The sequence below is a fragment of the Nitriliruptor sp. genome, assembly GCF_040882075.1.
GTDB lineage: Bacteria > Actinomycetota > Nitriliruptoria > Nitriliruptorales > Nitriliruptoraceae > Nitriliruptor.
Map to the genome: position 1 here is coordinate 44,908 of NZ_JBBEBZ010000171.1, position 26,258 is coordinate 71,165.

Genomic DNA, 26,258 nt, shown 5'->3' on the forward strand with positions numbered 1-26,258 from the left:
GTGGGTCAGCCGGCGACGGCGACGGCGGCGGTGGTCAGAGCCGCCGCGGCGAGCGCCACGACGGTGGTGGTGACGCGTCCCGCCACGGGGGCGGCCGCGTCCATGCGCTGGTGGAAGGCGTTGAGGCTCGCGGGGTCGCGGTGCCGCCCGGCGAGCAGCAGCGGCAGCGCCCGGACCGTGCCGAAGCACAGGCCGATGAGCACCCCCGCGGTGATCGACCCGGTGGCGACCGCGGCGAGCAGCACGAGGTGGAAGGCTGCCGAGGGGATCCGCGTCAGGACGCCTGCGCCGAGCTGGAAGCCGAAGCCGGCGCCGTAGGCCCACCCGCGGTAGCTGGTCAGCCAGCGCTCGTCGACCTGACGTTGCCAGCTCGGAAGCTGCACGCGCAAGGCGCCGCGGTCGACCAGGACCGCGACGATCGACGCGACGACCAGCACCGCGACGAGGGCCCCGACCGGCGGCGTACCGACGAGCGCGAACAGCCCCCAACCGAGCAGACCCGCGAGCGCACCGACGCTCGCGCCGCCGAGGGCGGACGCCACGAGGTAGGCCGTGGCCGTGATGGGCCACCGCTGTCCTCGTGCGGCCTCCCCGACCGGGGAGATGCTGGCGAGCATCGACACCCCTCAGGGGCTCCAGCTGCTGCGGAGCGCGGCCGCGGCAGCGATGGTCAGTCCGAAGGCGAGGATCACGACGCGGCCCCGTCCACGGGCACGACGGTCCCGTCGGCGCGCTGGTAGAGCGACGGGTCACCGGGGCTGATCCCCGCGGCCAGAAGGTGGCGGTCGGCGTCCCGCTCGCGTCGGGCGTCCGCCGCCGCCTTGGCGCGGACCGACCGGTCCGATGCCGCGCCACGCAGCAGGAGGTTGCGCACGGCCGGCCACGAGGCGGCGGTCCCCTCACCGCGGACCCGGCCGGAGCGGCCCTCGACGTGCACCACGTACGGGCTCCCCGGGACCTCGAGGTCGTCGTACACCGTGGAGCTCATCACGACGGGGATGCCCGACGGCGCGAGGTCGGCGATCGCCGCGGCGTCCTCGTCGGGTTCCTCCCGCGTCACCACGACCACCCGGGTCCCGTCGGGGACGCCGAGGTCGTCCTCGAGCTCGCGCCAGTACGGGGCGCAGCCGGCGCAGGTCGAGGACAGGAACACCAGGACGGTGTCGTGGTCCACGTCGACGGTGCGCAGGCCGAGGACGTCACCGGTGGGGCTGGTGCCGCTGACGTCGACCGCGCGCCGGCCCTCGGCAGGGGCGACCGGTCCGAGCTGGGTGGCGATCGGCTGGGGCGTCGGCATCCCCGATGGCGAGGTCACCGGGCTGCCAGCGGTGGCCGACGGGTCCACACCTGCGCCGAACGCGTGCAGCTGCTTGAGGATCTCGGCGTGGCTGCGGAGCAGTCCGACGAGCAGGACCAGCTGGGCAGCGACGACGACGGTCAGGACGACGACGAGTGCGGTCACGAGGCACCTCCAGCGGCGCGACGGGCGGTGGCCAGGTCCGGAAGGGCGGTGATGACCACCTGGACGGCCGCGACGGCGACGAGACCGGCGACGAGCGTCGGGACGCCCGCCAGAGGACCGCCGGCGATGAGGGTCACGGCCGACGGCACCCCGACGAGCACGGCGGCGCCGGCCGCAGCGGCGGCCGCAGCGTCCACGATGACGTGGTGCCACCCGGTCGGGGTGTCGCTGGCACCGAAGCACCCGCAGCTCTCGCCACGCGACCGCTGCCGGAGCGCCACCCCGGTGAAGGCGAGGTAGGTGACGGCCAGGAGCGCCACGGCGGGTCCTGCACCCGTGGTGAGGACCACGGCGGCGAGCGCCAGCTCGCCCGCACCGAGCAGCCGCACGAGTCTTTCCGCGCCGATGGGCAGCCCGAGCGCCTCCCTGGCGACGGCGGGCGCCCGCAGCTTGGCGATCCCGGCGGGGACGAGCAGCCCGCTCGCCACGGCCACCATCACGCCCAACGTCAGCGCGACAGCACCGCTGTCCCCCCCGAGCTCGAGCAACCTTCACTCCCGACGCGGCGGCTCCGGCGGCCACCGTCCAGTCCGCGCGAACCTACGTCGTGGCCCCGCGGTCGCCAACGAGGGTGCCGGTTCGAGGCGTCAGCGCACGCGTTCTCCCCGGGTGACCGCCCGGAGCGCAGCAGGAACGCACGGTCCGGGCTCGGGGCGCACGCCGGGAGCCGGCGTGGCCGGTGGGCGCGGCGGGGCTCGAACCCGCGACCGACGGATTATGAGTCCGCTGCTCTGACCAGCTGAGCTACGCGCCCGCGCGGCGGAGCCTACGCAGTGGGACGCGGCCGCTCCGCGCGGAGACGGAGGCGGAGGGCGTCAGCCCTGGGCGTCGCCGGCGGTCGCGTCGACCTCGATGCCCTCGGCGGGGCCCTGCCGCTCCTCCCAGGCGCGGAAACGACCGATCACGTCCGGGAGCGAGCGCAGCACGAAGCCGAGGACCGCCACGTCGTCGAGCAGTCCGACGCCGGCCACGACGTCCGGGATGAGATCGAGCGGCGACACGAGGTAGACGAACCCGGAGAGGATCAGGAGCAGATCCTCGATGGCCACGTCGCGGTAGCGCCCCGCGGCGTACGCGCGCAGCAGCCGGACCAGCGTGCGCGTGTCGGCGAGCGCATCGCCGACGATCGGTGCCGACTCGACGCGGGCGTTGACCCGCCGCAGCAGCGCACCGAGGTCCCGACCGCCGTCCAGGTACTCCTGAGCCCGTGCGGTCGCGCGCTTCCACGGCCGTGAGCGCAGCACCTGGTCAGCCAGCCGCTTGCGTGCCGCTTCCGCCACCGTCCGCTCCCGAGGTCGTTCGGGCGCAGGCTAGGGCTTCCGCGACCCACCCGTGGGGCCGGTCGCACGCACGCACCTACGCTGCGGCGCTCGCTCCCATCCCCTCCCGTACGCTCCCGAGGTGCACGTGGCCGCCCTCCTCGCGCTCGCGTCCGCCCTGTCGTTCGGGATCTCCGACGTCACGGGCGGTCTGGCCGCCCGGCGCGCCTCCGCGATCACCGTGACGCTGGTCGCCCAACTCGTCGGGCTCGTGGTCCTGCTGCCCGCCCTGGTGTTCCTGCCAGGTGAGCCGAGCGTGGCGGCGCTCGGGATCGGCGCGGTGGCCGGCGTCGGGGGCTCCGGTGGCCTCATCCTCTACCTGCGCGGGCTGGCCATCGGCCCGATGGGGGTGGTGTCGCCTCTGGCGGCCCTCGTCGGCGCTGCCGTCCCGGTCGGGTGGGGGGTGCTCCTCGCCGGTGAACGGGTCACCACCCTCGATGTGTTCGGCATCGTGGCGGGTCTGGTTGCGGTCGTCCTCGTCGCGGTGCGCCCACGGCAGCTCGCCGAGGTCCACACCGCGAGCACCGTCCTCTCGCTCCTCGCCGGGGCATCGTTCGGCGGCTTCTTCGTCGCGCTCGACGCGACACCGCCGACCTCCGGCCTGTGGCCGTTGCTCGGCGCCAGGCTCGGCGGTGCGGTGTTGCTGGCCGTCGTGCTGCTGGTGGCTCGGCGCCGCCTGCCGGACCGGGCGACGGCGCCGCTCGTGATCGCGTCGGGGATGACCGACATGGCGGCCAACGTGCTGTTCCTGCTCGCGACGCGGACCGGCGCCCTGTCGCTGACGGCGCTGCTCACCTCGCTCTACCCGGTCGCGGTGGTGCTGCTCGCACGGCGGCTGACCGACGAGCGGCTGTCCCGGCTGCAGATCAGCGGGGTCGTCCTCGCGCTCGTCGCATCGGCCCTCGTCGCGCTCTAGCCCGCTGCTCGCGGCGTGGCTCTGCTCGTCGCTCAGTCGCGGTAGCGCTTGAGCTCGCGGCGTGCCAGCGCCATCTCGTGGACCTCGTCCGGGCCATCGGCCATGCGCAGGGTCCGTGCGTGGGCCCACATCAGCGCCAGTGGGAAGTCGTCCGAGAAGCCGCCAGCCCCGTGGGTCTGGATCGCCTTGTCGAGCACCCACTCGGCCATCGACGGGGCGACGATCTTGATGGCCGAGATCTCCAGCCGCGCCCCCTTGTTGCCGACGGTGTCCATCAAGCGGGCGGCCTTCAGGGTCAGCAGGCGAGCCTGTTCGATCCGCACCCGGGCTTGGGCGAGCCAGTGGTGGAAGACGCCCTGGTCGGCGATCGGCCGGCCGAAGGGCTCACGTGCGAGGGCCCGTTCGCACATCAGGTCCACGGCGCGTTCAGCCATGCCGATGAGACGCATGCAGTGGTGGATGCGGCCGGGACCGAGCCGCGCCTGGGCGATGGCGAACCCGTCGCCTTCCGCGCCGATGAGGTTGCTCGCCGGCACGCGGACGTCGACGAACTCCACCTCCGGGTGCCCGCCGTGACCGTCGTAGTGCCCGAAGACCGGCAGCTCGCGGACGACCCGGACGCCCGGGGTGTCCATGGGCACCAGGATCTGCGACTGCTGGCGGTAGGGGGACTCGTTCGGGTCGGTGACCCCCATGAAGATCCCGATCCTGCAGCGATCGGAGGCAGCGCCCGACGACCACCACTTGCGGCCGTTGATGACGTACTCGTCGCCGTCGCGCTCGATGCGTGACGCGATGTTGCGGGCGTCCGACGACGCGACGTCCGGCTCGGTCATGAAGAAGGCCGACCGGATCTCCCCCTCGAGCAGCGGGTGGAGCCACTCCTCCTGCTGCTGCGGGGTGCCGAACATGTGCAGCACCTCCATGTTGCCCGTGTCCGGCGCCGCACAGTTGAGCGCTTCGGGCGCGATGAGCACCGACCGGCCCGTGAGCTCCGCGAGGTAGGCGTAGTCGAGGTTGGTCAGACCCGCGCCGTGCTCCTCGTCGGGCAGGAACAGGTTCCACAGCCCACGCTGGCGGGCCTCGGACTTCAGCTCCTCGAGGATCGCCGGGTGGTGGTGGCGGTCACCGGAAGCCGCGATCTGTTCCGCGTACACCGCCTCGTTCGGGAGGATGCGCGTGTCGAGGAAGTCCTGCAGCTCGTCGCGCAGCTCGGCACCGCGCGGGCTCAGGGACAGGTCGAGGTCGGTCACGGAGGGCTCCCGGGTCGTCCAGCACAGGGAGCCGCAACGCTAGGGCGCGTACCGGGGGCCCGCCGGCAGCCCGCCGGATCACGACGCGTCAGCGAGCCTCGCCCGCGACACCGCGTGCCTCCACGTACCCCGCGACGGCCGCCGTCGCGACCTCCTCGGCACGTTCCGCTGCTCGCACGGCAACTCGGACCGCACCACGGCGAGCCTCACGCAACGCGCTGCGTCGAGCCTCACGACGGCGCTCCGGGCCGTGATCGGGGTCGAGCAGGTACATGACGCCGGCGCCGAGCGCCGCACCGGTACCGAGCGTGACGAGCGAGCGGACGCGCACGAGGCCTCCCGAGCGGTGGGGACGTTCGCGGGGGTCGACAGCCTACGACAAGCGTCGAGGGAGCCCGGTGGGTTCCCTCGACGTGGTGGAACGGGCGCGGATCAGATGAGGCCGAGCTGACGGGCGCAGGACGGCCAGGCGTTCCACCCCTGGATCCGCTGGAGGCGCTCACCCATCTCGATCTGGGTCGCCTTCGACGCCTCGTGCGGGTACCCGGTACCACCGACGGCTTCCCAGCTCGACAGCGCGAACTGGAGGCCGCCGTAGTAGCCGTTCCCGGTGTTGATCGACCAGTTCCCTCCCGACTCGCACTGGGCGAGGCGGTCCCAGACCCCAGCGTTGCTGGTGCTGGAGGGCGCGGGAGCGGGAGCGGGCTCCGGTTCGGGTTCCGGCGGCGGGGGTGGCGGCGGCGCCTGCGCATCGAGCTCGGCGCGGGCGTCGATCGCGGCGAACATCGCGGTCGTCAACCGGTCGGTGTCGGCGCTGACCGGCTCGATGCGGTCGGCCGGCGTGACCGAGATGATCCGTTCGACCTGCTCGTCGTCCACCGGCGCCTCGGACGCGGTGGCGGCGACGGTCGAGACCGTCCCGAGCGCGACGAGCGCGCCAGCGGTCAACAGTCTGGTCGCGGTGCGGGGGCTACGCGCGGCCGTGCGGGCACGACGGGACACACGGTCTCCTGGATCGGGGTCAGGGGGAGCGGGCGTCCCGGCGCCTCTGCGGCGCACGGTGGGAACGGGAGCTGGACGGCCCGGGGGTTCCTGTCGAGACGCGGACTGTGGGGGGTGCCGCGGGATCGGCCAGCAGCGGCGCCTGTCCTTCCGGTCAGGGGTCGGAGCCGGAACCCACCACGTGTGGGGCCCTAGACCCGCCTCCGAGCCGATCCGGCTCGAGCCGTCGACCGGAGTGCTTGCTGCGGTGAGCGCCCGTCTGCGGCGCGCGCAACGCGCGGATCCGGGGGTGGGCGTCCACGCGGCGGTCGCCCGAGGGCGGCGCAGCACCGGACGCCGGGTTCGGTAAGCTGGACGGTCCGTCCGGTGCACCGGACGCCAGCCGACGGGACGTGCGTGCCGCCCCCAGCCCAACGACCCCCCCTCCACCCGCCGACCACCCCTGAGGGTCAACGCGGGCGCGGGCGCCTGCTCGCGATCGGTGACGGCTCCTCCCACGGCGCGTTCGGCTCGGCCGAGTGGGGGCTGCTCGCCGCGGTCGCGGTCATCTGGGGGTCGTCCTTCCTGCTGATCGACATCGGCCTGCGCGACTTCACGCCGGGCCTGGTCGCCCTGATGCGCGTGGCGTTCGGCGCGCTCGCTCTCGCCGTCGTCCCCCGCGCACGGGCGTCGGTCGACCGACAGGACCTGCCACGTATCGCGCTGCTCGGCGTCACCTGGATGGGCGTGCCCCTGATCCTGTTCCCCGTCGCCCAGCAGTGGATCGATTCCTCGGTGGCCGGGATGCTCAACGCGGCGGTCCCGCTCACCACGGCGGTGTGGGCCGCAGCGCTGCTGCGACGCTGGCCGAACCGCCGCCAGGCCACCGGTCTGCTGCTCGGCTTCGCAGGCATCGTGCTGATCTCCCTCCCCGAGCTGCCGACCGACGCCATCGCGACGCAGGGCTCCGGCGCTGCGGTGCTCGGCGTCCTGCTGGTCCTGCTCGCGGTCGTGCTCTACGGGCTGTCGGCCAACCTCGCCGTACCGCTCCAACAGCGCTACGGGGCCCTGCCCGTGCTGTTGCGGGCGCAGTTGGCAGCGATGGTCGTCGTGGTGCCCTTCGGACTCGCCACGGCGTCGGGATCGACCTGGTCCTGGACCTCAGCGGCGGCGATGGTCCCGCTCGGGATGCTCGGCACCGGTCTGGCCTTCGTGCTGATGACCACGCTCGTCGGCCGCGTCGGCGGGCCCCGTGGATCCATCGCCATCTACTTCACGCCGATCGTCGCCATCGCCCTCGGCGTGAGCCTGGCGGGCGAGGAGCTGCACCCGTTGGCCGCACTCGGCTCCGTGCTCGTCATCGGCGGCGCGTGGATCACCTCACGGCGCCAGGACCTGCCCGTCTCACCCGCCGGCCGCGCCTGACCTGGTCGGCGACGAGGGCCTTTCGGTCGCGTCGCGTTCGAGCGCGGCCTCGACGCTGACGAGCTTCGATCGCAGACCGTCCTCGTGACCCGGCCGCACGTCGAGCTTGATCGTGGCGGCGACCCGCGGCGCACCCCGCTCGAGCAGCAGCTCGATGCACCGCTGCATCAGGTCGAACACCTCCGGTACCGGCCCCTCGACCAGCGTGAACATGGCGTTGGTCTCGTTGGGCAGACCCGACGCGCGGACGAGCCGGACCACCTCGGCGACCTCAGCGCTGACCGAGTCCGACGGGCCCATCGGACTCATCGAGAAGGCTGCGATCACCGGACGACCTCCGCACGCGTTCACACCGCTCCCCCGGGGCCGGAGGAGGTCCGCACGCTAGCCTCCAGGTCCGTACCGAGCTCGTGGAAGGGCGACACGCTGTGGCCGTGTTCGGGGCCGTGATGGGAAGCCCGGCCGGATGCCGCTCCGGACGCCACCAGCGACGGACGCAGGTGCGGGTCGCGGTGGTGTTCGCAGCGCTGGTCGCCGGCCTCACCGCGTCCCTCGGGGTGGCCGTCGCCGGACCCGTGGACGCCCGACTCGCGGTCGATGGCGAGGCAGCGCGCGTCGGGGTCACCGACGTGACCGGCACCATCACACCCGTGACGGCCGACCACCTCGGCGACACCATCGACCGTGCCGCCGCGGCCGGTCACCGCGCGCTGCTCGTGCGCCTCGATACGCCCGGCGGGCTCGTCGACTCGACCCGCCGGATCGTCCAGCGCTTCCTCGACGCGCCGCTCCCCGTCATCGTGCACGTGGCCCCCGCCGGAGCCGACGCGGGCTCGGCCGGCACGTTCATCACGTACGCGGCCCACGTGGCGGCCATGTCGCCCGCGACCACCATCGGGGCCGCGACCCCGATCGGTGGACAGGGCGAGGACCTCGACGCCAAGATCACCGAGAACATCGCCGCCTTCGCCGAGGCGATCGCGGGGGCGCGCGACCGGGACGTCGACCTCGCCGTGGATGCCGTCCGCGACGGACGGTCGGTCACCGCCGAGGTCGCGCTCGAGGAGGGCGGCATCGACCTGATCGCCGGGTCCACCGAGGAGCTCCTCCAGCTCATCGACGGCACCGAGGTCACCGTCCGCGACGAGACCGTCACCCTCGCAACCGCCGGCGCCGAACTCGTGGACCTGCCCGTCGGGACCGCCCGTCGGATCCTCGGCTTCCTCGCCGACCCGAACCTCGCGTTCGTGTTCCTGTCGCTCGGCACGCTGGCCATCGTCTACGAGATCGCCAACCCCGGCGTCGGCCTCGGCGGTGTGGTCGGGGTGACGTCCATCATCCTGGCGATGTTCGCCTTCGCCGTCCTGCCCGTGAACGTGGCCGGCATCGCGCTGCTGGTGCTGGCCGCCGCGATGTTCATCGTCGAGCTGTTCGCCCCCGGGATCGGCGCGGGCGCCGGCGGTGGGACCGCGGCCCTGGTGCTCGGTGGGCTGTTCCTGTTCCCCTCCGACACCGGGCTCGGCGTCGACCTCGCGGTCCTGCTGCCCACGGCGGCCATCGTCGCGGGCCTGACCATCCTGCTCGGACGGGCCGCCACCCGGACCCGGCACGCGCCGACCGTCAGCTACGCCGACCACCTCGAGGGCCGCACCGTCGAGGTGACCGGCGCCAGCCAGGGGCGACCACGCGCCCGACTCGACGGCACCTGGTGGCGGCTGCGGCCCGCCGACCCGGCCGACGCGCTCCGCGACGCCGACCGCGTCACGGTCGTCGGCCGTGACAACCTCGATCTCCTCGTCGTCCCGGCTGACCGGTACAACGAGATCCCGCACGACCACCCCACCACCTAGGAGTACCCCGTGGACCCCCTGCTCGTCGGCCTCGGCCTCGCGTTCGTGGTGCTGTTCGGCATCGTCGTGTCCTCGGTCCGGATCGTCGACGAGTACGAACGCGGGGTCATCTTCCGCCTCGGACGCGTCATCGGCGCCAAGGGACCGGGCCTGTTCTTCCTGATCCCCATCATCGACAAGATGGTCAAGGTCAACCTGCAGACGGTCACGATGGACATCCCACCGCAGGACGTGATCACCCGGGACAACATCACGATCCGGGTCAACGCCGTGACCTACTTCAACGTCGTCGAGCCGGTCGCGGCGGTCGTCAACATCCAGAACTACCTCTTCGCCACCTCGCAGGTCGCCCAGACCACGCTGCGATCGATCCTCGGTCAGGTCGAGCTCGACGAGCTGCTGGTCAACCGCGACGAGATCAACGACCGGCTCGCGTCGATCATCGACGACCTCACCAACCCGTGGGGGATCAAGGTGACTCTCGTCGAGGTCAAGGACGTCGAGCTGCCGGAGTCGATGCGGCGCGCCATGGCCCGGCAGGCAGAAGCTGAGCGTGATCGCCGCGCCAAGGTGATCCACGCCGAGGGTGAGTTCGAGGCCGCGAAGCGCCTGTCGGAAGCCGCCGCGGTCATGGCGACCGAACCCGGCGCGATGCAGCTGCGGCTGCTGTCGACGCTGTCGGATGTCACCGAGGACAAGAGCTCCACGCTGGTGTTCCCGGTGCCGATCGAGCTGCTGCGGTTCGTCGATCGTGCCGCCGGTGGACGTGCCGAGGGCGACGATGTGACCCCGCAGGCGTGGCGCGGCGACGCAGCCCGGGCCACCGACGTTCCAAGCGACGGCGCCTGACCGCGGACGGCTTACCCTCACCGCCACCGTCCCGGCACGATCCCGACGTGCGAGCGCTCCCGACGTGACCACCTTCCACCGCGTGCTCGGCACGATCATCGTCGTGCTGTTCGTCGTGATCGTGCTGAGCGGTCTCGTCCTCCGCCTGATGGGTCGCCGTGAGACCCCGACGGCGCTGTGGGCCGTGCAGCACTGGACCGAGAACCTGCTGATCGTGCAGACCGTGTTCGGCATCGTGCTGCTGGTCATGGGGCGCCGCGTCGTCGGCGACAGCGTGCCGTGGTTCCACTACCTCTACGGCTCGTTGTTCCCGCTCATCGCGATCGTGGCGGGCCGGCTCGCCGGCCTGCGTCGTGGCGAACGCGAGTACGTCGGGCTGGCGCTCGGAGCGTTCGTGGCCTTCGGGTTGACCCTCCGTGCCGTCCAGACCGGGTGCGGCGAGGCGGTGCCGATCCTGCGCTGCTTCGGCCTCTGACCGACCTGTCCGACCGGCGCTCACCCGGGGAAGTTCGGCTCATCCTCACACGTTCCCCCCGACGAACCTCCCCCGGTCCCACCCCCGCCACCCACGCCTGGAGCTCCCGTGACCCGCCGCTTCGCCCTGACCTTCGACTACCTGTGCCCGTTCGCTCGCAACGCCAACGAGCACATCGTCGCGGCGCTCGAGGCCGGCGCCGACTGGGACGTGACCTTCACCCCCTACAGCCTGGCGCAGGGGCACGTCCCGGAGGGTGACGCCGACGTCTGGGTCCGTGACGAGCCGTTCGCCGAGTCGGGCATCCTCGCCCTGGCTGCGGGTCTCGTGGTGCGGGACCAGCAGCCCGATCGCTTCCTCGCGGCGCACCGGGCGCTGTTCGCCGCACGGCACGACGAGGGCGCCGACATCAAGGACGAGGCGGTGCTCGCACGGGTCCTCACCGACGTCGGCCTCGACGGGCCGGCCGTGCTCGACGAGGCTCGCAACCCCGCCGTCCTCAAGCAGCTCCAGCAGGAGCACGACGCAGGCGTCGAGGACCACGAGGTGTGGGGCGTCCCGACCTTCATCGCCGGGGAACGCGCCGTGTTCGTCCGCCTGATGGACCGCCCCGACGGCGACGCGGCCCACGCCACGCGCAGCATCGAACGGGTGTTGGACCTCGTCGAGGGGTTCCCGACGCTCCACGAGTTCAAGCAGACCGACCTGCCGATGTGACGACCGGTCGGCGTCCGCGACCGATCACTCGATACCGAGCAGCTCCTTGGCGCGATCGACCTCGTCGCACACGATCACGAGCTTGCTGCCGGCGGCGATGTAGGCCTGCTCGATGTTGATGCCCGCATCGGCCAGCGTCCGGGTCGCCCGCCCGAGGTGCCCCGGCTCGTCGGGGAGGGGCGCGACGACGACGCGTCGTGCTGCGCGGACGTCGAACCCGGCGTCGCGCAGCACCTGCACCGCTTCGTCGGCCCGGTCCACGAGCAGGTGCACGATCCCCTTGCCCTGGCCGGTGAAGGCGCTGATGCCCTCGATGTTGATGCCGGCTTCGCCGAGTCGTTCACCGAGCTCGGCGACGACCCCGGGGCGGTCCTCCGGGATGATCACCAGGTCCTTGCGCACCAGCGTGCTCCCTCGTCGTGGAACCCGAGCCTAGAGCCGCGCCGGCTCCCTGCGCGCCGAGTGTGCTCCGTTCGGCGCCACCGTGGGTCGTAGCTACACTCCCCGCCGTCCCGCTCGTGCGGGCACCTTCCGGGGTAGCTCAGTTGGCAGAGCGCTTGACTGTTAATCAGGATGTCGCCGGTTCGAGCCCGGCCCCCGGAGCTCAGGAGCGATCGCCCGACGGCGGTCGCTCCTCGTCGTTCCAGGGCTCGAGCCCGTAGCCGTACAGGGCACGGATCAGCCCCATGATCTGTCGGTGAACCGCCGACGATGCGTAGCTCACGTGTGCACAGCCGTGCCGGTGCTTGTTGTGCCGGATGGTCGCGTCCGGCACAGCGCGGTAAGCCTTGGTGAACCTGGTCTTGTCGATCCCCGTTCGGTCGCTCCAGAACCGTTGTGCGACCGCTAGATCGAGTCCCTCGTGCAGGTACAGACGGACCCGGAGCCGATCCTCGTCGACCGTGAAGCAGGTCCGCAGCCACCTGCAGAAGAACTCGATGAGGCTGGCGTCACTGTTCGCGAACCGGACCTCCCCATCGCGCTTCGACCCGTCACCGGCGTACAGACCCAGCCCCGCGATGAGCAGTTCGCGGTCGGTCAGTTCGGCCAGGTCGCGGCGGCCAGCCGCGTCGTAGTGGGCGATCTCGGCGAGCTTGCGGCGGCGCATGGGGTGGTCGCTACCTCGCGGCCGCCGATCGGTCCTCGCGGAGCGGCGAGCCGACGGGTCGAACGGGACGTCCCGGGTCCAGAGCGACACCGAGCTCCGCGACACGCCGAGGTGCTCGGCGATCTCGGGCATGGTCCACGCCTGGGCGCGTAGCTCGCGGGCGCGCGCTCGCTCCTCCAGCTTCCCGCGGTAGCCCACAGGTCGTCCTCTCCCCGCCCCCACGGGGTGCCGCCACCGGGTCCGGTGGCGACTCGACGGACGGTACGGGCCACCTGCGACACGGCCACGAAGGGGCTCAGGTGGCGGTGAGGACGAGCTTGCCGAAGACGTCGCCGTCGACCATCCGCGCGAACGCGTCACGCGCGTCGGCGAGGGCGTACTCGTCGTCGATGAGCGGCCGGACCCCGGTCGCGTCCAGCATGGAGATGAGCCGTTCGAGCTCCTGCTTGGTACCCATCGTCGAGCCGACCACCTCGAGCTGGCGGTAGAAGACCCGTGCGAGGTCCGCAGGCGGGTTCATGCCCGAGGTGGCGCCGACGACCACGATCCGGCCCCCGGCACGGAGCGCGCGCAGGGAGTGCTTCCAGGTCGCCTCGCCGACCGACTCCATGACGGCGTCGACCTTGTGGGGCAGCCGCTCACCGCTGGCGACGGCCAGGTGGGCCCCGAGCTCCTCGGCGCGAGCGAGCTTGTCCTCGTCGCGCGAGGTGACGGTCACGTGCAGCCCCGCGGCTCGGGCCAGGAGCAGCAGCGCGGTGGACACGCCGCCGCCGGCACCCTGGATCAGGATCCGCTCGCCGGGCCGCAGGTCACCACGGGTGAACAGCATGCGGTAGGCGGTCAGGTAGGCGACGGGGAGGCACGCCGCCTCGGCGAAGGACAGCGAGGCGGGCTTGTCGATCAGGTTCCGCGACGGGACCGCCACGCGCTCGGCGAAGGTGCCGTCGTAGCGCTCCGAGAGGATCGAGAAGTCATCCGCGAGCGTCTCGTCGGAACCGTCCGGGTCGGCGACGACCGCGTGGACGACCACCTCGCGGCCGTCCGCCGTGACGCCTGCCGCGTCACAACCGAGGACGATGGGCATCCGGTCCGGGTCGATCCCGACCCCGCGGAGGGTCCACACGTCGTGGTGGTTGAGCCCCGCGGCGCGGACCTCGACGACCTCCCACCCGGGAGGTGGCGACGGATCGGGGTGGTCGCCGAGCACGAGCGCGGCGAGCGGGTCGTCCGGGGACGGGTGCGAGGCGGTGATGGAGAACATGGCTCCGACCCTACTGACCCACCGGCGGGGTGACGCGCGTCGGCACGGCCATCAGGTCGAAGGGCACGCCGAGCTCGTCGACGATCACCGGCGTCTGCGGGCCGTACGGCACCTGCAGCGAGGTGTAGTGGCTCGCGAGGGGTGCGGCTTCGGCGAACGCGGTCTGCACCGACGGCGGATCGTCACCTCGCTGCCAGAGCCCGCGGTCGAGGAGGAACGCGCCCCAGACCGAGTGGCCGGCCTGCGGGTCCTCGTAGGACTTCTCGTCCGCCTCGGAGGAGAAGGTCCACACCCGTCCGGGTGCGGTGAGTCCCTGGAGCGAGAACCCAGCCGCCTCGCAGGCGGCGACGTTGCCCCAGAAGGCGTCGTGGGTCACCGCGCCGAGCGCGTCGGCGAGCTCGCTGCGCCGGACGAAGTCGTCGTCGGTCGGCCACAGGGCCTGATCGTCGATGCGTCCACCAGCGCCGTACCACTTCTTGGAGTGGCCGGAGTAGTGGAAGACCACCGTCGACTCCGGACCGGCCTTGCGCGCCAGCCACGCGACGGACTCGCGGATCATGTCCCCGGTGGCATCGCGGTCGGTCAGCAGCACGATGCGCTCGTCGGACCAGCTGGCGCGCAGCAGCAGCTCCCGGAGCCGTTCGGCGTCCTCGCGCGAGACGAAGTTGTCGGGGACGGCGCCGAGGTGCTCGTTGATGCCGATGAGGACCGCCCACCCGTCCTCCCCCCGTCCCGTCCCCCGGGTCGCCGCCTCCTGGACGGGGAAGCTGCGGGCGAAGGCGGCGCGACGCTCCGGGTCGTCGTCCGGACCGGGCGGGGCCTGCGCCGCCGGTGCATCCGCGCGCACCTCGAGGAACGCCGCGAGCCCACCAGCATCGCCGTCCGGCTGGACGAGCACGTCCGCGGCGGCCGAGGCGCCCGGGGTCCGTGCGGAACCGAGGTAGGACAGGCCGGTGAGAGCGATCGCCGAGGCCACGGCGACCAGCACCGCGACGATGCCGCGCAGCTGCACCGTCCCCTCCCGGCCCGACGTCCACCAACGGTACCGACGACCAGGCCGACCGGCCCGGCGTCACGGGCAGTGCGCGACCGCCGGGGCACGGTCGGCGTGCCCGGTCACGAACGCGTCGAGCAGGTCGCGATCGACGCTCTCGAGCGGCATCCGCTGGCGCCACGAGGTGGCCACGACGGTGACCCCGTCCGGGAGCGAGGCGTGCGGGGCGACCGCGACACGGTCACGCTCAGCCAACGCCGCGAGCACCTCGAACTGGTCGCCGGCCAGGTCGGGTGGGTGGTGGATCAGCACGACCCCCGCCGCGAGCGTCTCGACCTGCTGCTCGGGGCTGAGCGGATCGTCGACGCGGCCGCAGATCGGATCACCGCGTTGTGGCCCCGTCACCGGCAGGTCCGGATCGGGCCCGGGCGCGTCCGCGGGCCCGTCCGCGGTCGTGGTGAACTCGGCGACGACCACCCGCGCCGCCCGCTCCGGATCGACGCGGCCGAAGAGCGCTCCCGCTGCGAAGCCGGCGACCAGCAGCCCCAACGCGGCCACCGCGAACAGCCGGAGCGTGCGACCCCGGTCCGGGGGCGAGGACGGCGTCCCACCGTGCCGGTGCGGCGGGAGACCGCTCACGGAGCGACCCTCCGTGCGGCGGGACCTGAAGCGGTCCCCGGGTCCCGGTCGCTGAGCACCTCGAGGCAGCGGTCGGCCGCCCACGACGCGCCGAGCGGTTCGGCCTCGCGTGCCAGCTGCGCCGCGGCGTCGGGCATCCGGCGATCGGTGAGCGCACGGACCACCGCCCACCGGAGCGCCCGTGGCGTGCAGCGGGCCGGCCGCAGGACGCGGCCCGCACCGACGTCACGCAGACGGGCCGCCGCTTCGCGCTGATCACCCGCGAGGGGGACGACCACCTGTGGCACGCCCGCGGCCGCCGCCTTGACCAGGAACCCGCCACCCGCCGGGGAGACGGCCACCGACGCCTCGGCCAGCAGCGGGCCGTGCGGGCCGACGCCCACCACGGTCCGGTGGTCCCGGCGCGGAGGGAGCGAGGTCGTCGTGACCACCAGCCGCAGGTCCAGGCCGGCCAGACCCAGGAGGGCGACGTCGGCCAGCGAGCGGTCGAGGCCGGTCGCGGTGGAGTCGGTGACGACCACGAGCGGGGCGTCGCCGTCCGGCGGCGCCAGCGGCGGCAGATCCGGGTCGAGCGCCAACGGCCCCGCGATCAGGGTGTTCGCCGGCCACCGGCGCCGCGGGCGCTCCAGGGAGGGCAGCGTCTGGAGCAGCCGGAGCGCCGGCGCGGGCCACCCCGCCAGGCCGAGCTCGGCCGCCGCGGCGGCCGCGGCCCGGTCCCCCTCGGCGTTCGAGCGCAGCTGACATCGCACGAGCTGGCGGTCGTCGAACCGGCGCCAGGGTGTCCGAGGCAGCGGCCGGCCGAGCCCGATCGGTGGCAGGTCAGGATCCGGATCCGGCAGGTGGTGCGGGACGACCTCGACGGCGGGGATCCCGAGCGTGGCTGCGGTCAACGCACCGGCGCGCGTCAGGGTGTCCACCACCACCAGGGCCGGCTCGAACGCCGCCACCTGCGGGGTCAGCGCGCGCGACATCGCCATCGGGCGGACGTGCAGCCGCACGCCGAGGTCGTCGTCACCTGGCTGAGGAGCGAGCAGCGGGAGCTCGTGCCACTCGATGTCGTGCCGCGCCGCCAGCCCGGCGTGTCGGGTGCCGGTCCAGACCACGACCCGGTGGCCACGCCGACGCAGCTGCGCTCCGATGCCGAGGATCGGAAGCGCGTGTCCGGGGTCGGGACCGACGATCAACGCGATGATCGCCACTCAGCCCCTCCCCGTGGGCGGTCGGACCCACACGCGACCGTCCGTCTCACCGGCCTCGAGCAGCACCAGTCCGTCGTCGCCCGGTCCCGGCCACACGCACGTGCCGTCCGTGACGTCGTAGCGGTGTCGGTGGTGACGGCAGGTCAACGTGGTGCCGTCGAGCTCACCTCGCTTCAGCGGCTGCCCGAGGTGGGGGCAGGCGGCCCCGAACGCGGCCAACCCGGCCGGGGTGCGCACCAGCAGGACCCGCTCCCCCGCGACCTTGACCTCGAGGAACGGTGGCGCGGTGGGCACGTCGCCGCTCGCGGCGACGTCCACCGTCCCCGGCGGTCCCGCGTCAGGACGGCGACGGCGCAGACGCACGTCAGCACCATCCCGACATCGTTGCTGCACCTGCTCGCACGGTCGTGTCCCCTCCACCCGGCGGAGGGTAGGCCGCGCGATCGAGGTCAGAAGGCGGGGTCGGCCACGAGCGCGTCATCGAGCAGCGCGTCGCACCAGCCGGCTGCCGTCGCCGCCAGGTCCGCGTCCACGATGCGCAGCACCCCCTCGACCGCGTCGTCCTCCGGGGGCGCGCCGGCGCGCGTGGTGCGGATCCGTTCCGGCGCGAGGGCGAGCGCCTGGCCCCAGCGGTGGCGGGCGAGATCCCCGGCCGCGCGTGGACCGACCCGCAGGACCAGCCGCACCGATCGCGGGTCGGCGCCGAGCACGTCGACGAGCCACCGCACGACGGTCCGAGCCAGCCGCGGGTCGCGGGTCGTGACGGTCACCGCCCCACCCGCGATCTCGGCCACCCCGGCGAGGACGCCGAGTCCCGCCGCGAGGTGGGGATCGCTGCGGAGACGGTCGCGGGCGTCGTCGGCGGCCCGCTGTCGGCGACGGTCCGCGGCGGTCTGTTCCTCGGCCCGGTCGCGTTCGGGGACCGGCTGGAGGGTCACGGTCGCCGCGGACCGGGCAGCGTGCCGAGGCGCGACCACGCCGCCCGTCCACGCACGGACGAGCAGTTCGTCCACCCCGAGCTGGGTGGCGATATCGGTCCGATCCACGCCGGCGCGACGCAGCGCGCGAGCGCGGGCTGGGCGCGTGTCGGAGGGGTCCTCGTCGACCGCGATCGCCCCCTCCCCCCCGTGCGACCCGTCCTCGCGGAGCGCATCGGTCGAGCCCGGGACCACCCGCAGGGTGGGCAGCGCGTGCGGCGCGACCGTGCGACGGGCCCGGGCGGTGAGCGCGAACGGGATGGGGTGTTCGGCCTCGTCGTCGAACGGCAGCGGCACCTGCGCGCCGGTGCCAGCGGCAGGCGGAGCAGCGGACGCCGCGATGGTCGGCGCGTTGTCCGAGGTGCCAGGTGGGTGCGGGGTTCGCTCTTCCATGACCCGAACGTAGAGCAGGGGTGTGACACGGATCGCGGGTGCCTCCCAGCCTCACCGCGGGCGACTCACGACCTCCCCCAGCCCTCCTGCCGAGACGTCTCGAGCAGGGTCGTGATCTGCCCGAGGTCGGCATCCAAGGGGTGGACGCCGAGCACCTGCACGCACACCTGGTCCGCGCCCGCCTCGAGGTGCTCGACGATCCGGTCACGCGTGGCCTCGAGCCCGACCGTGACCATCGCATCCTTCAGCCGGTCGCTGCCACCCCGGACGTAGTCGTCCTCGGAGAACCCCTGCCGGGTCCAGCTCGCGCGGTAGTTCGGCAGGCCGGTGTAGACCTCGAGGTGGGTGTGGGTCCGTCGGCGCGCCTCGTCCGGGTCGTCGAGGAGCACCGCGCCGTGCTCGACCACGAGCAGCCGGTCGGGACCGACGATCTCCCGGGCCTGCGCCGTGTGCTCCGGCAGGGTGAGGTACGGCAGCGCCCCGTCGGCCAGCTCAGCGGACAGCTCGAGCATCTTCGGCCCGAGCGCGGCGAGCATCCGCGGCCGAGCGGGACCGGCGTCCACCACCACGGGCGAGACCTGATCGAGCGCCTCGAGGTAGGTCCGCATCGCCGCCAGCGGCTTGCCGTACTCGTGGCCGCGGAGCCGCTCGACCAACGGGGCGTGGCTGACGCCGAGTCCGAACACGAACCGGCCGGGGTGCCGGGCCGAGGTCGTGGCCTGGGCGCCACGTGCCGCGAGGGCGTCCCGCGCGTAGATGCTGGCGATCGACGACCCGACCACCAGCTCCGAGGTCGCGTCCAGGCACAGCGCAGCCTGGGCGAACGACTCACGGCCGTACGCCTCGCCGTACCACAGCGCACCCCCGCCGAGCCGTTCGACCTCGCGGGCGAGATCGCCGACCTCGGCCACCGGTAACCCGTCGAGCCCACCGCTCCAGATCCCGACCGGTCCGAGCCGCGCGCGCAGCTCGGTCACGGTCCCGGCTGCATCGCTCAACGCTGGTCTCCTCATCGTGGCCGTCGGTGGCGTACAAGGTGGGTCTACCAGCCACCGGCGACGCATCCGGTACCCGCGGGGAACGCTGACGGTCCCGACGCGGCTCCCGCGGAGGTCAGCCCCGCAGGTAGCCCTCGAGCGCGTCCGCGTACGCGGGGTGGCGGAGCTTGGCGAGCGCCTTGGCCTCGATCTGCCGGATGCGCTCCCGGGTGAGGCCGAGCTCGGCACCGACCTGCTCCAGGGTGTGCGGCTGCGCGTCCCGGAGTCCGAAGCGACGCTCGATGACGGTGCGTTCGCGGTCGGAGAGCTCCTCGAGCACCGTCGACAGGTGCTGCTGGAGGAGCAGGTAGGCCGCTGCCTCGACCGGCACCTCGGCGTTGGCGTCCTCGATCAGCTCTCCCATCGAGGCGTCACCCTCGTCCCCGACCGGCGCGTCGAGCGAGGTCGGGTCGACCCCCAGCCGGCGGAACTCCTCGACCCGTTCGACCTCGAGCTCGCAGGCCCGTGCCACCTCCTCGACGGTCGGTTCGCGGCCGAGCGTCTGGACCAGCTGTCGCTCGACCTTCTTGATCTTGTTCATGGTCTCGACCAGGTGGACCGGGATGCGGATGGTCCGGGACTGGTCGGCGATGGAGCGGCTGATCATCTGCCGGATCCACCAGGTCGCGTAGGTCGAGAACTTGTACCCGCGGGTGGGGTCGAACTTGTCGACCGCCCGCATCAAGCCGAGGTTGCCCTCCTGGATCAGGTCGGGGAACAGCAGGCCCCGGCCGACGTAGCGCTTGGCGATCGACACGACCAGTCGGAGGTTGGCTTCGATCAGCTCGCCCTTGGCGCGACGGCCGAGCCGCTCGATCCGACGCAGGCGCGCCCGCTGCTCGGGGTCGAGGTGCTCGAGCGAATCGAGGATGGTCGACGCCTGGACGCCAGCTTCGATCCGCTTGGCGAGGTCGACCTCGTCCCCGGCGGACAGCAGGTCGACGCGGCCGATCTCGTTGAGGTACAGCCGGACGGCGTCGACCCCCGTGGCGGTGTCGGCACGGGGCGGCCCATCGCTGGCGCGCAGGTCCCCGTCGTCGACGAGCGCGATGCCCTGGCGCCGCAGGAACGCACCGATGGCGACGGCGCTCGAGGCATCCAGGCGCGCGTCGCGCAGCGCGGTCGCGACCTCGCGGGTCGTCACGAACCCGCGGGCGGCGCCGGTGTCGAGCAGGTCGGTGACCGCTGGCGCCCGGAGGATCGCATCGCGGCCGGCGAGGTCGATCACGCCAGCGAGCGGTCGCTCGGGCGTCTCCGTGCGGGATGGCCCCCCACCTCGCGGCGGTGCGCCAACCCCGCTGGCTCCCACGGCCGTACCCCTCCGGTCGGACCGCGACGACTGTAACGAGCCGGTCGCCGACCGGGCGGAGCGTTCCGAGGCGGGCGGCTCGTCGCGCACGGCCCGCACTCGACCGCGCTCCGGCCGGCCACCGTGCGGGCGGTCGGCCGCCGCCTCGCTGTGGCCTCGCGGCCGCGCCGATCGGCCCGGACCGATCAGACCGCATCGATCAGACCGGGTCGATCACCGTCGTGAGCGTGCGGCGACGTTGCTCCAGGGTCGCCAACTGCCGCTGCACGTCCATCAGTTCGTCCCGGTCGCGGGTGTGATGGAGGGTCTGCAGCCGCTCGCGGAGGCGCTTGGTCTCGGCTTCAACGCGGAGCGCCACCAGCGTGCGGACCCGCCACGCGGCCGTGTCCGCGTCGATGGGGACGGGTTCCTCCTCGACGGCCAACCCCCGGATGGTGGCGCGCAGGTCGTCGTCGGCGGCAGCCGCGACGACGGCGTTGGCCCCGGCGTCCGGGCCACCAGCGTCGCGGATGGTCACGAACACGGCCCGGGCGACGGGGTGGCTCAGGTCGTCCTCGGTCAGTTCCTCCCACTCGTCGGGCAGGAGCTCGGGGTGCTGGAGCGCCACACGGAGCACGTCTCGCTCGCGCTGCACCTGGGCTCGGTCGAGCTTCGCCCCGGTCGTGGCCGTGGTCCGGCGCGCGACGGGGGTCGCCGCGACGCCCTGGTGCCGGTCGAGGTCGATGCCCTGGCGCGCGGCGGAGCGCGCGACGAAGTCGTAGGCCAGCCCGATGCCCGCGGCGACCTCGGTGCGTGCCCACTCGCGTCGCAGGTCCGCGTCCGGCTCCCGCTGCAGGATCTCGAGGGCCTCGTGGAGCGCCGCCGTGCGACCCCCCTCGGTCGACAGGTCAGCGTCGGCGAGCCGGTGACGGAGCACGAACGGCACGACCGGCAACGCGTCGTCGACCAGCTGGCGCATCCCGTCCACCCCGAGCTCCCGGGCCGCGTCCGCCGGGTCCTGTCCGTCGGGCAGCGCGAGGACGCGGAGCTCGAGCGCCGTCCCGACCCCCGACGTCGAGGCGAGCTCGGTGGCGGCCTCCCAGGCGCGCTCGGCGGCCTTCACGCCGGCAGCGTCCCCGTCGAAGGCGAACACCACGCGCTTGGCGTAGCGGGCGACAGCGCGGAGGTGCTCGACCCCCACCGCGGTCCCGCAGGTGGCGACGGCGTTCCCGAACCCGGCCTGGTGCAGGCCCATCACGTCGGTGTAGCCCTCACAGATCAGCACCGATTCGGCCCGGACGATGTCGGCGCGGGCCTGCGGCACGCCGTAGAGCACCCGGTTCTTCTTGTAGAGGGGGGTCTCGGCGGAGTTGAGGTACTTCGGTGGGTCGAAGTCGCCGTAGTCGAGCCCCGGCAGGACCCGCCCGCCGAAGCCGATGACGTCACCGCCGGGGTCGTGGATCGGGAAGATCAGGCGACCGCGGAACCGGTCGCGGAGACCACCCCGGTCGTTCTTGACCGACAGGCCGGTCTCGATCAGGTCCTCGGGCCGGATGCCCTCGTCCTTCAGGGTGAGCGAGAGCGTGTCCCACGCGTTCGGGGCGTACCCGAGCTCGAAGCGCTCGGCGTCGTCCCGTCCGAACCCGCGCTCCTTGAGGTAATCACGCGCCACCTGGCCCTCGTCCGCGTACAGCTGGGCCGTGAAGAACTCGAGCGCCGCCCTCGTGACGTCGACCAGCTTGGTGCGCTGGCCGAGAGCGCGCCGGTCCTTGGCGGTCAGCTCCTCGTAGCGGAGGGTGAAACCGACGCGGCGGGCCAGGGCCTCGACCGCCTCGGGGAAGTCGAGCCCCTCGATGCGTTGGAGGAAGTCGTAGAGGTCGCCCGACGCTCCGCACCCGAAGCAGTGGAAGAAGTTCTCGCCGGGCGTGACGTGGAACGACGGGGTGCGCTCGGTGTGGAACGGGCACAGCCCCTTGAAGGACCGGCCGGCGCGCTTCAGCGTGGTGTAGTCGCCGACGACCTGCACGATGTCCGCCTGGCGCCGGAGCGCCTCGACGTCGTCGCGCAGGATCCGTCCCGCCACCGTCCCGCTCCCGTCAGCTCAGGTTCGCGTCGTCCCAGTCCGGGTCGAGCTCGAGCAGGAAGCCGGCGATGCGTTCGACCTCGCTGGTCTCGCCGATCTCCTGCGCCGCACGCTGCAACCGGACCAGGCAGGTCAGGAACGGCCGGTTCGACGGGGTCGACCAGCGCACGAAGCCACGCCCGCCCCACCCGTAGGCACGCAGCGCGTCGAGCCCCCGGTGGTACCCGACCCGCGCGTAGGCGTAGCGCTCGATGGGCTCGCGGCCGCGGGCGGCCAGCTCGGCCCACCCGGCCACGAGGGTCGGGTGGTCGGCGACGACGGCCGACAGGGCGGTCAGCTGGGTGTCCGGATCGGTCGCCAGCGCGGACGCGAGCGCCTCACGGGCAGCGTCCGGCGGAGGCGGCAGGACGGTCTCGTGTCGATCGGCCATGGGGAGCTCGGCCACGTGCGTACCTGTCCTCGAGGGGCGTGATCGGAGCGACCGGCGGGTCGCCACGGTCCGAGCCCGGACGGTAGCGCTCCGGTGGGCCTGGCTAGCCTCGGCGACCCGCCCCGACAGAAGCCACCACGTGTCCCCCGAGCCTGCTGCCGCGCCCACCTCCCCCGGGCCGATCCGCTACCTCGTCGGTCTCACCGACCGGGTCCACCACCTCGTTCGGGTCCGGCTCACCGTCCCCGAGGACCTGGCGCCCGGCGCCCGGCTCGTGTTGTCGGTCTGGACCCCGGGCAGCTACGTGGTCCGCGACTACGCCCGGCACGTGCAGTCCATCTCGGCGACGGATGCGGCGGGACGGGAGCTGCCGGTCGCCATGGACAGCCGCACCTCGTGGCGGCTCCCCGACGACGCCGCGGGTCCGGTCGAGGTGGACTACGAGCTGTACGCCAACGAGCTCACGGTCCGCACCAACCACGTGGACGACCACCACGCGCTGCTCGTCCCCGCCGCGACGTTCATCACCGTCGAGGACGGCGCCGACCGGCCCCACCACGTCACCATCCCGCCGACCCCGGACGGCCACCAGGTGTGGTCGCTGCTCCCGCCCTCCGGCGAGCCGCACACGACCGTCGCCGACGGCCGCGACCACCTCATCGACAGCGCGTTCGAGGTGGGCGACCACCCGTCGGTCGACTTCGAGGTGGCCGGCGTCCCGCACACGTTCGTGTGGGCTGGCCACGGCGGACACCCCGGCCGCGGCCTCGACCGGATCGCGCGCGACGCCGCGGCGATCGGTGGAGCCGCGGTCGCGCTCTTCGGCGGCGATCTACCGACCGAGCGCTACACCTTCCTGTGCACCGGCTGGGACACCGGCGGTGGCGGGCTCGAGCACCGCGATGGTGCCGTGCTCCTGATCCCGGTCCGCGTCTTCACCGACGACGAGCTGTACACCCGGTTCCAGGCGCTCGTCGCGCACGAGTACCTGCACCTGTGGAACGTCAAGCGGCTGGTCCCCGCAGCGCTCGTGCGGCCCGACCACGAAGGACCGACCCACTCCCCCTCGCTGTGGGTCGCCGAGGGCTGGACCGCCTACTACGACGAGCTGCTGCCGACCCGCGCAGGGGTGTGGACGCCGCGCCGGTACCTCGACTCGGTCCGCGACACCTACCAGCAGGTCCTCGACACCCCGGGCGCCCACCGGCAGGCCCTCCGGCAGGCGTCGTTCGAGGCGTGGACCAAGCACTACGTCCGCGACGAGAACACCCCGAACGTGACCACCGACTACTACGCCCACGGTGCGCTCGTGGCCGCGGAGCTGGACCTGCGACTGCGCGACGCCGACCCCTCCGGTGACGGCCTCGACGAGGTCCTCCGCCTGCTCTGGGAACGGCACGCCGGCTCGCCGGACGGCTACTTCGAAGCCCACGTCCTCGGCGCGATCCGCGAGGTGTGCGGTGACGACCTGGCCGCGTTGGCGGACGCGCGGGTGGGCGCACCCGGCCTCCCCGATCTCGAGGACGAGGTCGTCGCAGCGGTCGGCCTGCGCTGGAAGGTCGACGACGGTCCGACGGCGCCCGACCTCGGGGTCGTGACGACCGAGACGGACACCGGGATCACGCTCGCCACCGTGCTACGCGACCGCCCCGCGTGGCGAGCCGGCCTCACCGGGGGTGACGAGCTGGTCGCGATCGCCGGCCAGCGGGTCGAGCGCGGGCAGCTGACCGCCGCGCTCCGCGGGTACGACGCCGGCGACCGCGTCGAGGTGAGCGTCCTCCGCGGCCCCCGGCTGCTGACGCTGCCCGTCACGCTCGGCCAGCCACGACCAGGTCGCCAGCTCGTCGCTCGGGAGGACCCGACGGGGCAGCAGCGCCACGCGTTCCGGCGCTGGACCGGCCGCGAGCTCACCGACCTCTGACCGGATCGCGTCAGAGCTGGTCGCGGAGCTGCTCGAGGCGGTGACGGACGTCAGCGAGCCGAGCGGCGGCCCGTTCGACCTCGACCGCCGTGGTCGCCGGGTCGGCGAGACGGTCGCCGAGCACCTCGACCTCGAGGGCGAGCAGCTCGACCTCGGTCCGCACCTGCCCGACGGCGTCGACGTCGGCGAGGGGCCGCGCGAGGACCGCCTCGGTGAGCACCTTCAGAGCGCGATCGTCGCGGTGCAGCAGCTCGCGCGGGACCCCGGCCCGAGCGAGCAGCTGGTCGAGGTCCGGCAGCGCCCGGTGCACCGGCAGCGCGAGCAGCACGTCCTCGAGCCGGCTCACGGCCGCATCGAGGTCGAGCTCCCGCTCCTGCTCCGCCACCTCGGACCCTCCCGGCAGACCACGAGCGTACCCCTGCGCCCAGCTCGAACGTCGGCCACACTGCGCTCCCCCGAGCACGAGGCAGCCGCGTGGACGACGTCCCCACCCCGACCGAGCTGCGCGCCGCTGGCCGCGCCGCGACGATCGTCGCCTACGGGACCGGGCTCGCGGGGATCGGCGTCGGGACCTGGCTCCTGCGCCAGGACGAGCTCGTGCTGGCGGTCCTGATCTGGGTGGTGACCTTCGGCGTCGGGACCTGCTTGATCGGGGTGGCCACGCTGGTGCGCGCCTCGGCCGGCCTCACCGGCCGGATCGCCAAGCTGGACGCGGACGTCGCCGCGATCCGGCGTGAGCTGCTCCGCGGCGACGACCTCGGCGACGACTGGCGCCACCGCAGCCCGTACTGACCCCGGCGTCCGCGCCGTGACCGGGACGGACACCGCGGGTCGGCCGGGTCAGGTTCGGACGGGTCAGGCTCGGCCGAGCCGCTCCGACAGGTACCCCACGAGCCGGTCGATCGACACGCGGTCCTGCGCCATGGTGTCGCGGTCCCGGACGGTGACGGCACGGTCCTCGATGGTGTCGAAGTCGACCGTCACGCAGTACGGGGTGCCGATCTCGTCCTGACGGCGGTAGCGGCGCCCGATGGCCTGGGTCTCGTCGTAGTCGGCCATCCACTCGACCTTGACCGCGTCGAAGACCTCGCGGGCGACGGGGGTGAGCTCGTCCTTCTTCGACAGCGGCAACACCGCGACCTTGTAGGGCGCCAGGCGCTTGTCGAGCTTGAGGACGGTCCGTTCCTGCATCTGACCCTTGGCGTCCGGAGCCTGCTCGACCCGGTAGGCGTCGAAGAGGAACGCCAGGGTCGCCCGCGTCGCGCCGGCCGCCGGTTCGATGACGTAGGGCGTGTAGCGCCGGTCGCCGGCCTGGTCGAAGTAGGTCAGGTCCTTGCCGGACGCCTCGCTGTGGGCCTTGAGATCGAAGTCGGTGCGGTTGGCCAGACCCTCGAGCTCGGACCAGCCCATCGAGCCGTCCGGGAAGTAGTACTCGACGTCGACGGTCCGCTTGGCGTAGTGGGACAGCTCGTCCTCGTCGTGCTCGCGGATGCGCAGGTTCTCGCGGCGGATGCCGAGGTCGGTGTACCAATCCATCCGCGCGTCGATCCAGTACTGGTGCCAGTCCTCGTCGGTGCCGGGCTCGACGAAGAACTCCATCTCCATCTGCTCGAACTCGCGG

General features: G+C 73.2%; 30 protein-coding genes and 2 tRNA genes. 9 read left to right on the forward strand and 23 right to left on the reverse strand.

The genetic code is table 11. From position 1 onward, the window contains the following. Window positions 1-5: 5 nt before the first annotated feature. The 5 genes from WEB03_RS11080 to WEB03_RS11100 all read right to left on the reverse strand — a co-directional run bounded on the left by WEB03_RS11080 (window position 6) and on the right by WEB03_RS11100 (window position 2,802). Window positions 6-617, reverse strand: a complete 612-nt coding sequence (locus WEB03_RS11080) for a hypothetical protein (RefSeq protein ID WP_368071009.1) — start codon at window positions 615-617, stop codon at window positions 6-8. Window positions 618-688: 71 nt separating this feature from the next. Beyond that, the gene (locus WEB03_RS11085) at window positions 689-1,462 is read right to left on the reverse strand and encodes a hypothetical protein (RefSeq protein ID WP_368071010.1); all 774 of its coding nucleotides are present in this window, start codon (window positions 1,460-1,462) and stop codon (window positions 689-691) included. After that, window positions 1,459-2,010: a MauE/DoxX family redox-associated membrane protein gene (locus WEB03_RS11090; protein WP_368071011.1), complete on the reverse strand. Its 552-nt coding sequence runs from the start codon at window positions 2,008-2,010 to the stop codon at window positions 1,459-1,461. The genes WEB03_RS11085 and WEB03_RS11090 overlap by 4 nt, the downstream gene beginning before the upstream one ends. A gap of 192 nt (window positions 2,011-2,202) precedes the next feature. After that, a tRNA-Ile gene (locus WEB03_RS11095) sits at window positions 2,203-2,276 on the reverse strand. Between the two features lie 61 nt (window positions 2,277-2,337). Then, a complete protein-coding gene (locus WEB03_RS11100) occupies window positions 2,338-2,802 on the reverse strand; it encodes a YkvA family protein (protein ID WP_368071012.1) in 465 nt (154 codons plus the stop codon). A gap of 127 nt (window positions 2,803-2,929) precedes the next feature. Between WEB03_RS11100 and WEB03_RS11105 the strand changes: the two genes are divergently transcribed. Next, on the forward strand, window positions 2,930-3,757 hold the full coding sequence (locus tag WEB03_RS11105; RefSeq protein ID WP_368071013.1) for an EamA family transporter: 828 nt from the start codon (window positions 2,930-2,932) through the stop codon (window positions 3,755-3,757). A 32-nt stretch (window positions 3,758-3,789) separates the two neighbouring features. Here the strand turns inward: WEB03_RS11105 and WEB03_RS11110 are convergent, their stop codons facing one another. The 3 genes from WEB03_RS11110 to WEB03_RS11120 all read right to left on the reverse strand — a co-directional run bounded on the left by WEB03_RS11110 (window position 3,790) and on the right by WEB03_RS11120 (window position 6,012). Then, complete coding sequence (locus tag WEB03_RS11110; RefSeq protein WP_368071041.1) at window positions 3,790-4,995, reverse strand: acyl-CoA dehydrogenase family protein; 1,206 nt, start codon at window positions 4,993-4,995, stop codon at window positions 3,790-3,792. A 103-nt stretch (window positions 4,996-5,098) separates the two neighbouring features. Beyond that, window positions 5,099-5,341, reverse strand: coding sequence for a hypothetical protein (locus WEB03_RS11115; protein WP_368071014.1), 243 nt, complete (start codon window positions 5,339-5,341; stop codon window positions 5,099-5,101). A gap of 101 nt (window positions 5,342-5,442) precedes the next feature. Next, window positions 5,443-6,012 carry a transglycosylase family protein gene (locus tag WEB03_RS11120; RefSeq protein ID WP_368071015.1) on the reverse strand — a complete coding sequence of 190 codons (570 nt, stop codon included), beginning with the start codon at window positions 6,010-6,012 and terminating at the stop codon, window positions 5,443-5,445. A 396-nt stretch (window positions 6,013-6,408) separates the two neighbouring features. Here WEB03_RS11120 and WEB03_RS11125 point away from each other — a divergent pair, with 396 nt between their 5' ends. Next, complete coding sequence (locus WEB03_RS11125) at window positions 6,409-7,416, forward strand: DMT family transporter (RefSeq protein WP_368071016.1); 1,008 nt, start codon at window positions 6,409-6,411, stop codon at window positions 7,414-7,416. Here the strand turns inward: WEB03_RS11125 and WEB03_RS11130 are convergent. Further along, window positions 7,396-7,743 (reverse strand): MTH1187 family thiamine-binding protein, encoded by a 348-nt coding sequence (locus WEB03_RS11130; RefSeq protein ID WP_368071017.1) that lies wholly within the window; start codon window positions 7,741-7,743, stop codon window positions 7,396-7,398. The genes WEB03_RS11125 and WEB03_RS11130 overlap by 21 nt on opposite strands. A 185-nt stretch (window positions 7,744-7,928) precedes the next feature. Between WEB03_RS11130 and WEB03_RS11135 the strand changes: the two genes are divergently transcribed. From WEB03_RS11135 to WEB03_RS11150, 4 genes are all read left to right on the forward strand, one after another. Next, on the forward strand, window positions 7,929-9,266 hold the full coding sequence (locus WEB03_RS11135; protein WP_368071018.1) for a nodulation protein NfeD: 1,338 nt from the start codon (window positions 7,929-7,931) through the stop codon (window positions 9,264-9,266). Window positions 9,267-9,275: 9 nt separating this feature from the next. After that, a complete protein-coding gene (locus WEB03_RS11140; protein ID WP_368071019.1) occupies window positions 9,276-10,115 on the forward strand; it encodes a slipin family protein in 840 nt (279 codons plus the stop codon). 64 nt (window positions 10,116-10,179) lie between these two features. Next, window positions 10,180-10,590, forward strand: a complete 411-nt coding sequence (locus WEB03_RS11145; protein ID WP_368071020.1) for a hypothetical protein — start codon at window positions 10,180-10,182, stop codon at window positions 10,588-10,590. Window positions 10,591-10,698: 108 nt separating this feature from the next. Beyond that, window positions 10,699-11,307, forward strand: a complete 609-nt coding sequence (locus tag WEB03_RS11150) for a DsbA family protein (protein WP_368071021.1) — start codon at window positions 10,699-10,701, stop codon at window positions 11,305-11,307. A 24-nt stretch (window positions 11,308-11,331) separates the two neighbouring features. Here WEB03_RS11150 and WEB03_RS11155 read toward each other — a convergent pair whose 3' ends face one another. After that, on the reverse strand, window positions 11,332-11,709 hold the full coding sequence (locus tag WEB03_RS11155; protein ID WP_368071022.1) for an ACT domain-containing protein: 378 nt from the start codon (window positions 11,707-11,709) through the stop codon (window positions 11,332-11,334). A 128-nt stretch (window positions 11,710-11,837) separates the two neighbouring features. Between WEB03_RS11155 and WEB03_RS11160 the strand changes: the two genes are divergently transcribed. Further along, a tRNA-Asn gene (locus tag WEB03_RS11160) sits at window positions 11,838-11,910 on the forward strand. Between the two features lies 1 nt (window position 11,911). Here the strand turns inward: WEB03_RS11160 and WEB03_RS11165 are convergent. The 11 genes from WEB03_RS11165 to WEB03_RS11215 form a co-directional block, all read right to left on the reverse strand. Further along, window positions 11,912-12,613: a helix-turn-helix domain-containing protein gene (locus WEB03_RS11165; protein WP_368071023.1), complete on the reverse strand. Its 702-nt coding sequence runs from the start codon at window positions 12,611-12,613 to the stop codon at window positions 11,912-11,914. Window positions 12,614-12,710: 97 nt separating this feature from the next. After that, window positions 12,711-13,676, reverse strand: a complete 966-nt coding sequence (locus WEB03_RS11170; RefSeq protein WP_368071024.1) for a zinc-binding dehydrogenase — start codon at window positions 13,674-13,676, stop codon at window positions 12,711-12,713. A 10-nt stretch (window positions 13,677-13,686) separates the two neighbouring features. After that, on the reverse strand, window positions 13,687-14,688 hold the full coding sequence (locus WEB03_RS11175; protein WP_368071025.1) for a caspase family protein: 1,002 nt from the start codon (window positions 14,686-14,688) through the stop codon (window positions 13,687-13,689). Window positions 14,689-14,748: 60 nt separating this feature from the next. Next, complete coding sequence (locus WEB03_RS11180; protein ID WP_368071026.1) at window positions 14,749-15,309, reverse strand: DUF3105 domain-containing protein; 561 nt, start codon at window positions 15,307-15,309, stop codon at window positions 14,749-14,751. Next, complete coding sequence (locus WEB03_RS11185; RefSeq protein WP_368071027.1) at window positions 15,306-16,508, reverse strand: glycosyltransferase; 1,203 nt, start codon at window positions 16,506-16,508, stop codon at window positions 15,306-15,308. The genes WEB03_RS11180 and WEB03_RS11185 overlap by 4 nt, the downstream gene beginning before the upstream one ends. Further along, window positions 16,509-16,871, reverse strand: a complete 363-nt coding sequence (locus tag WEB03_RS11190; protein WP_368071028.1) for a Rieske (2Fe-2S) protein — start codon at window positions 16,869-16,871, stop codon at window positions 16,509-16,511. It abuts the gene before it with no gap. 86 nt (window positions 16,872-16,957) lie between these two features. Beyond that, complete coding sequence (locus WEB03_RS11195; RefSeq protein WP_368071029.1) at window positions 16,958-17,878, reverse strand: hypothetical protein; 921 nt, start codon at window positions 17,876-17,878, stop codon at window positions 16,958-16,960. 65 nt (window positions 17,879-17,943) lie between these two features. After that, window positions 17,944-18,876 carry a TIGR03620 family F420-dependent LLM class oxidoreductase gene (locus WEB03_RS11200; RefSeq protein WP_368071030.1) on the reverse strand — a complete coding sequence of 311 codons (933 nt, stop codon included), beginning with the start codon at window positions 18,874-18,876 and terminating at the stop codon, window positions 17,944-17,946. Window positions 18,877-18,991: 115 nt separating this feature from the next. Then, on the reverse strand, window positions 18,992-20,143 hold the full coding sequence (locus tag WEB03_RS11205; RefSeq protein ID WP_368071031.1) for an RNA polymerase sigma factor: 1,152 nt from the start codon (window positions 20,141-20,143) through the stop codon (window positions 18,992-18,994). Between the two features lie 280 nt (window positions 20,144-20,423). Further along, window positions 20,424-22,286, reverse strand: coding sequence for a DNA primase (gene dnaG, locus WEB03_RS11210; protein ID WP_368071032.1), 1,863 nt, complete (start codon window positions 22,284-22,286; stop codon window positions 20,424-20,426). A gap of 13 nt (window positions 22,287-22,299) precedes the next feature. After that, entirely contained in the window at window positions 22,300-22,731 is a 432-nt protein-coding gene (locus WEB03_RS11215) for a DUF3151 family protein (protein ID WP_368071033.1), read from the reverse strand. A 124-nt stretch (window positions 22,732-22,855) separates the two neighbouring features. Here WEB03_RS11215 and WEB03_RS11220 point away from each other — a divergent pair, with 124 nt between their 5' ends. Next, window positions 22,856-24,637 (forward strand): M61 family metallopeptidase, encoded by a 1,782-nt coding sequence (locus tag WEB03_RS11220; RefSeq protein WP_368071034.1) that lies wholly within the window; start codon window positions 22,856-22,858, stop codon window positions 24,635-24,637. A gap of 10 nt (window positions 24,638-24,647) precedes the next feature. Here the strand turns inward: WEB03_RS11220 and WEB03_RS11225 are convergent, their stop codons facing one another. After that, window positions 24,648-25,022 (reverse strand): hypothetical protein, encoded by a 375-nt coding sequence (locus WEB03_RS11225; RefSeq protein WP_368071035.1) that lies wholly within the window; start codon window positions 25,020-25,022, stop codon window positions 24,648-24,650. An 89-nt stretch (window positions 25,023-25,111) separates the two neighbouring features. Here WEB03_RS11225 and WEB03_RS11230 point away from each other — a divergent pair, with 89 nt between their 5' ends. Beyond that, window positions 25,112-25,429: a hypothetical protein gene (locus tag WEB03_RS11230; RefSeq protein ID WP_368071036.1), complete on the forward strand. Its 318-nt coding sequence runs from the start codon at window positions 25,112-25,114 to the stop codon at window positions 25,427-25,429. 63 nt (window positions 25,430-25,492) lie between these two features. Here the strand turns inward: WEB03_RS11230 and WEB03_RS11235 are convergent. Next, window positions 25,493-26,258: glycine--tRNA ligase (locus tag WEB03_RS11235; RefSeq protein ID WP_368071037.1), on the reverse strand; the 766-nt coding region annotated here is incomplete at its 5' end.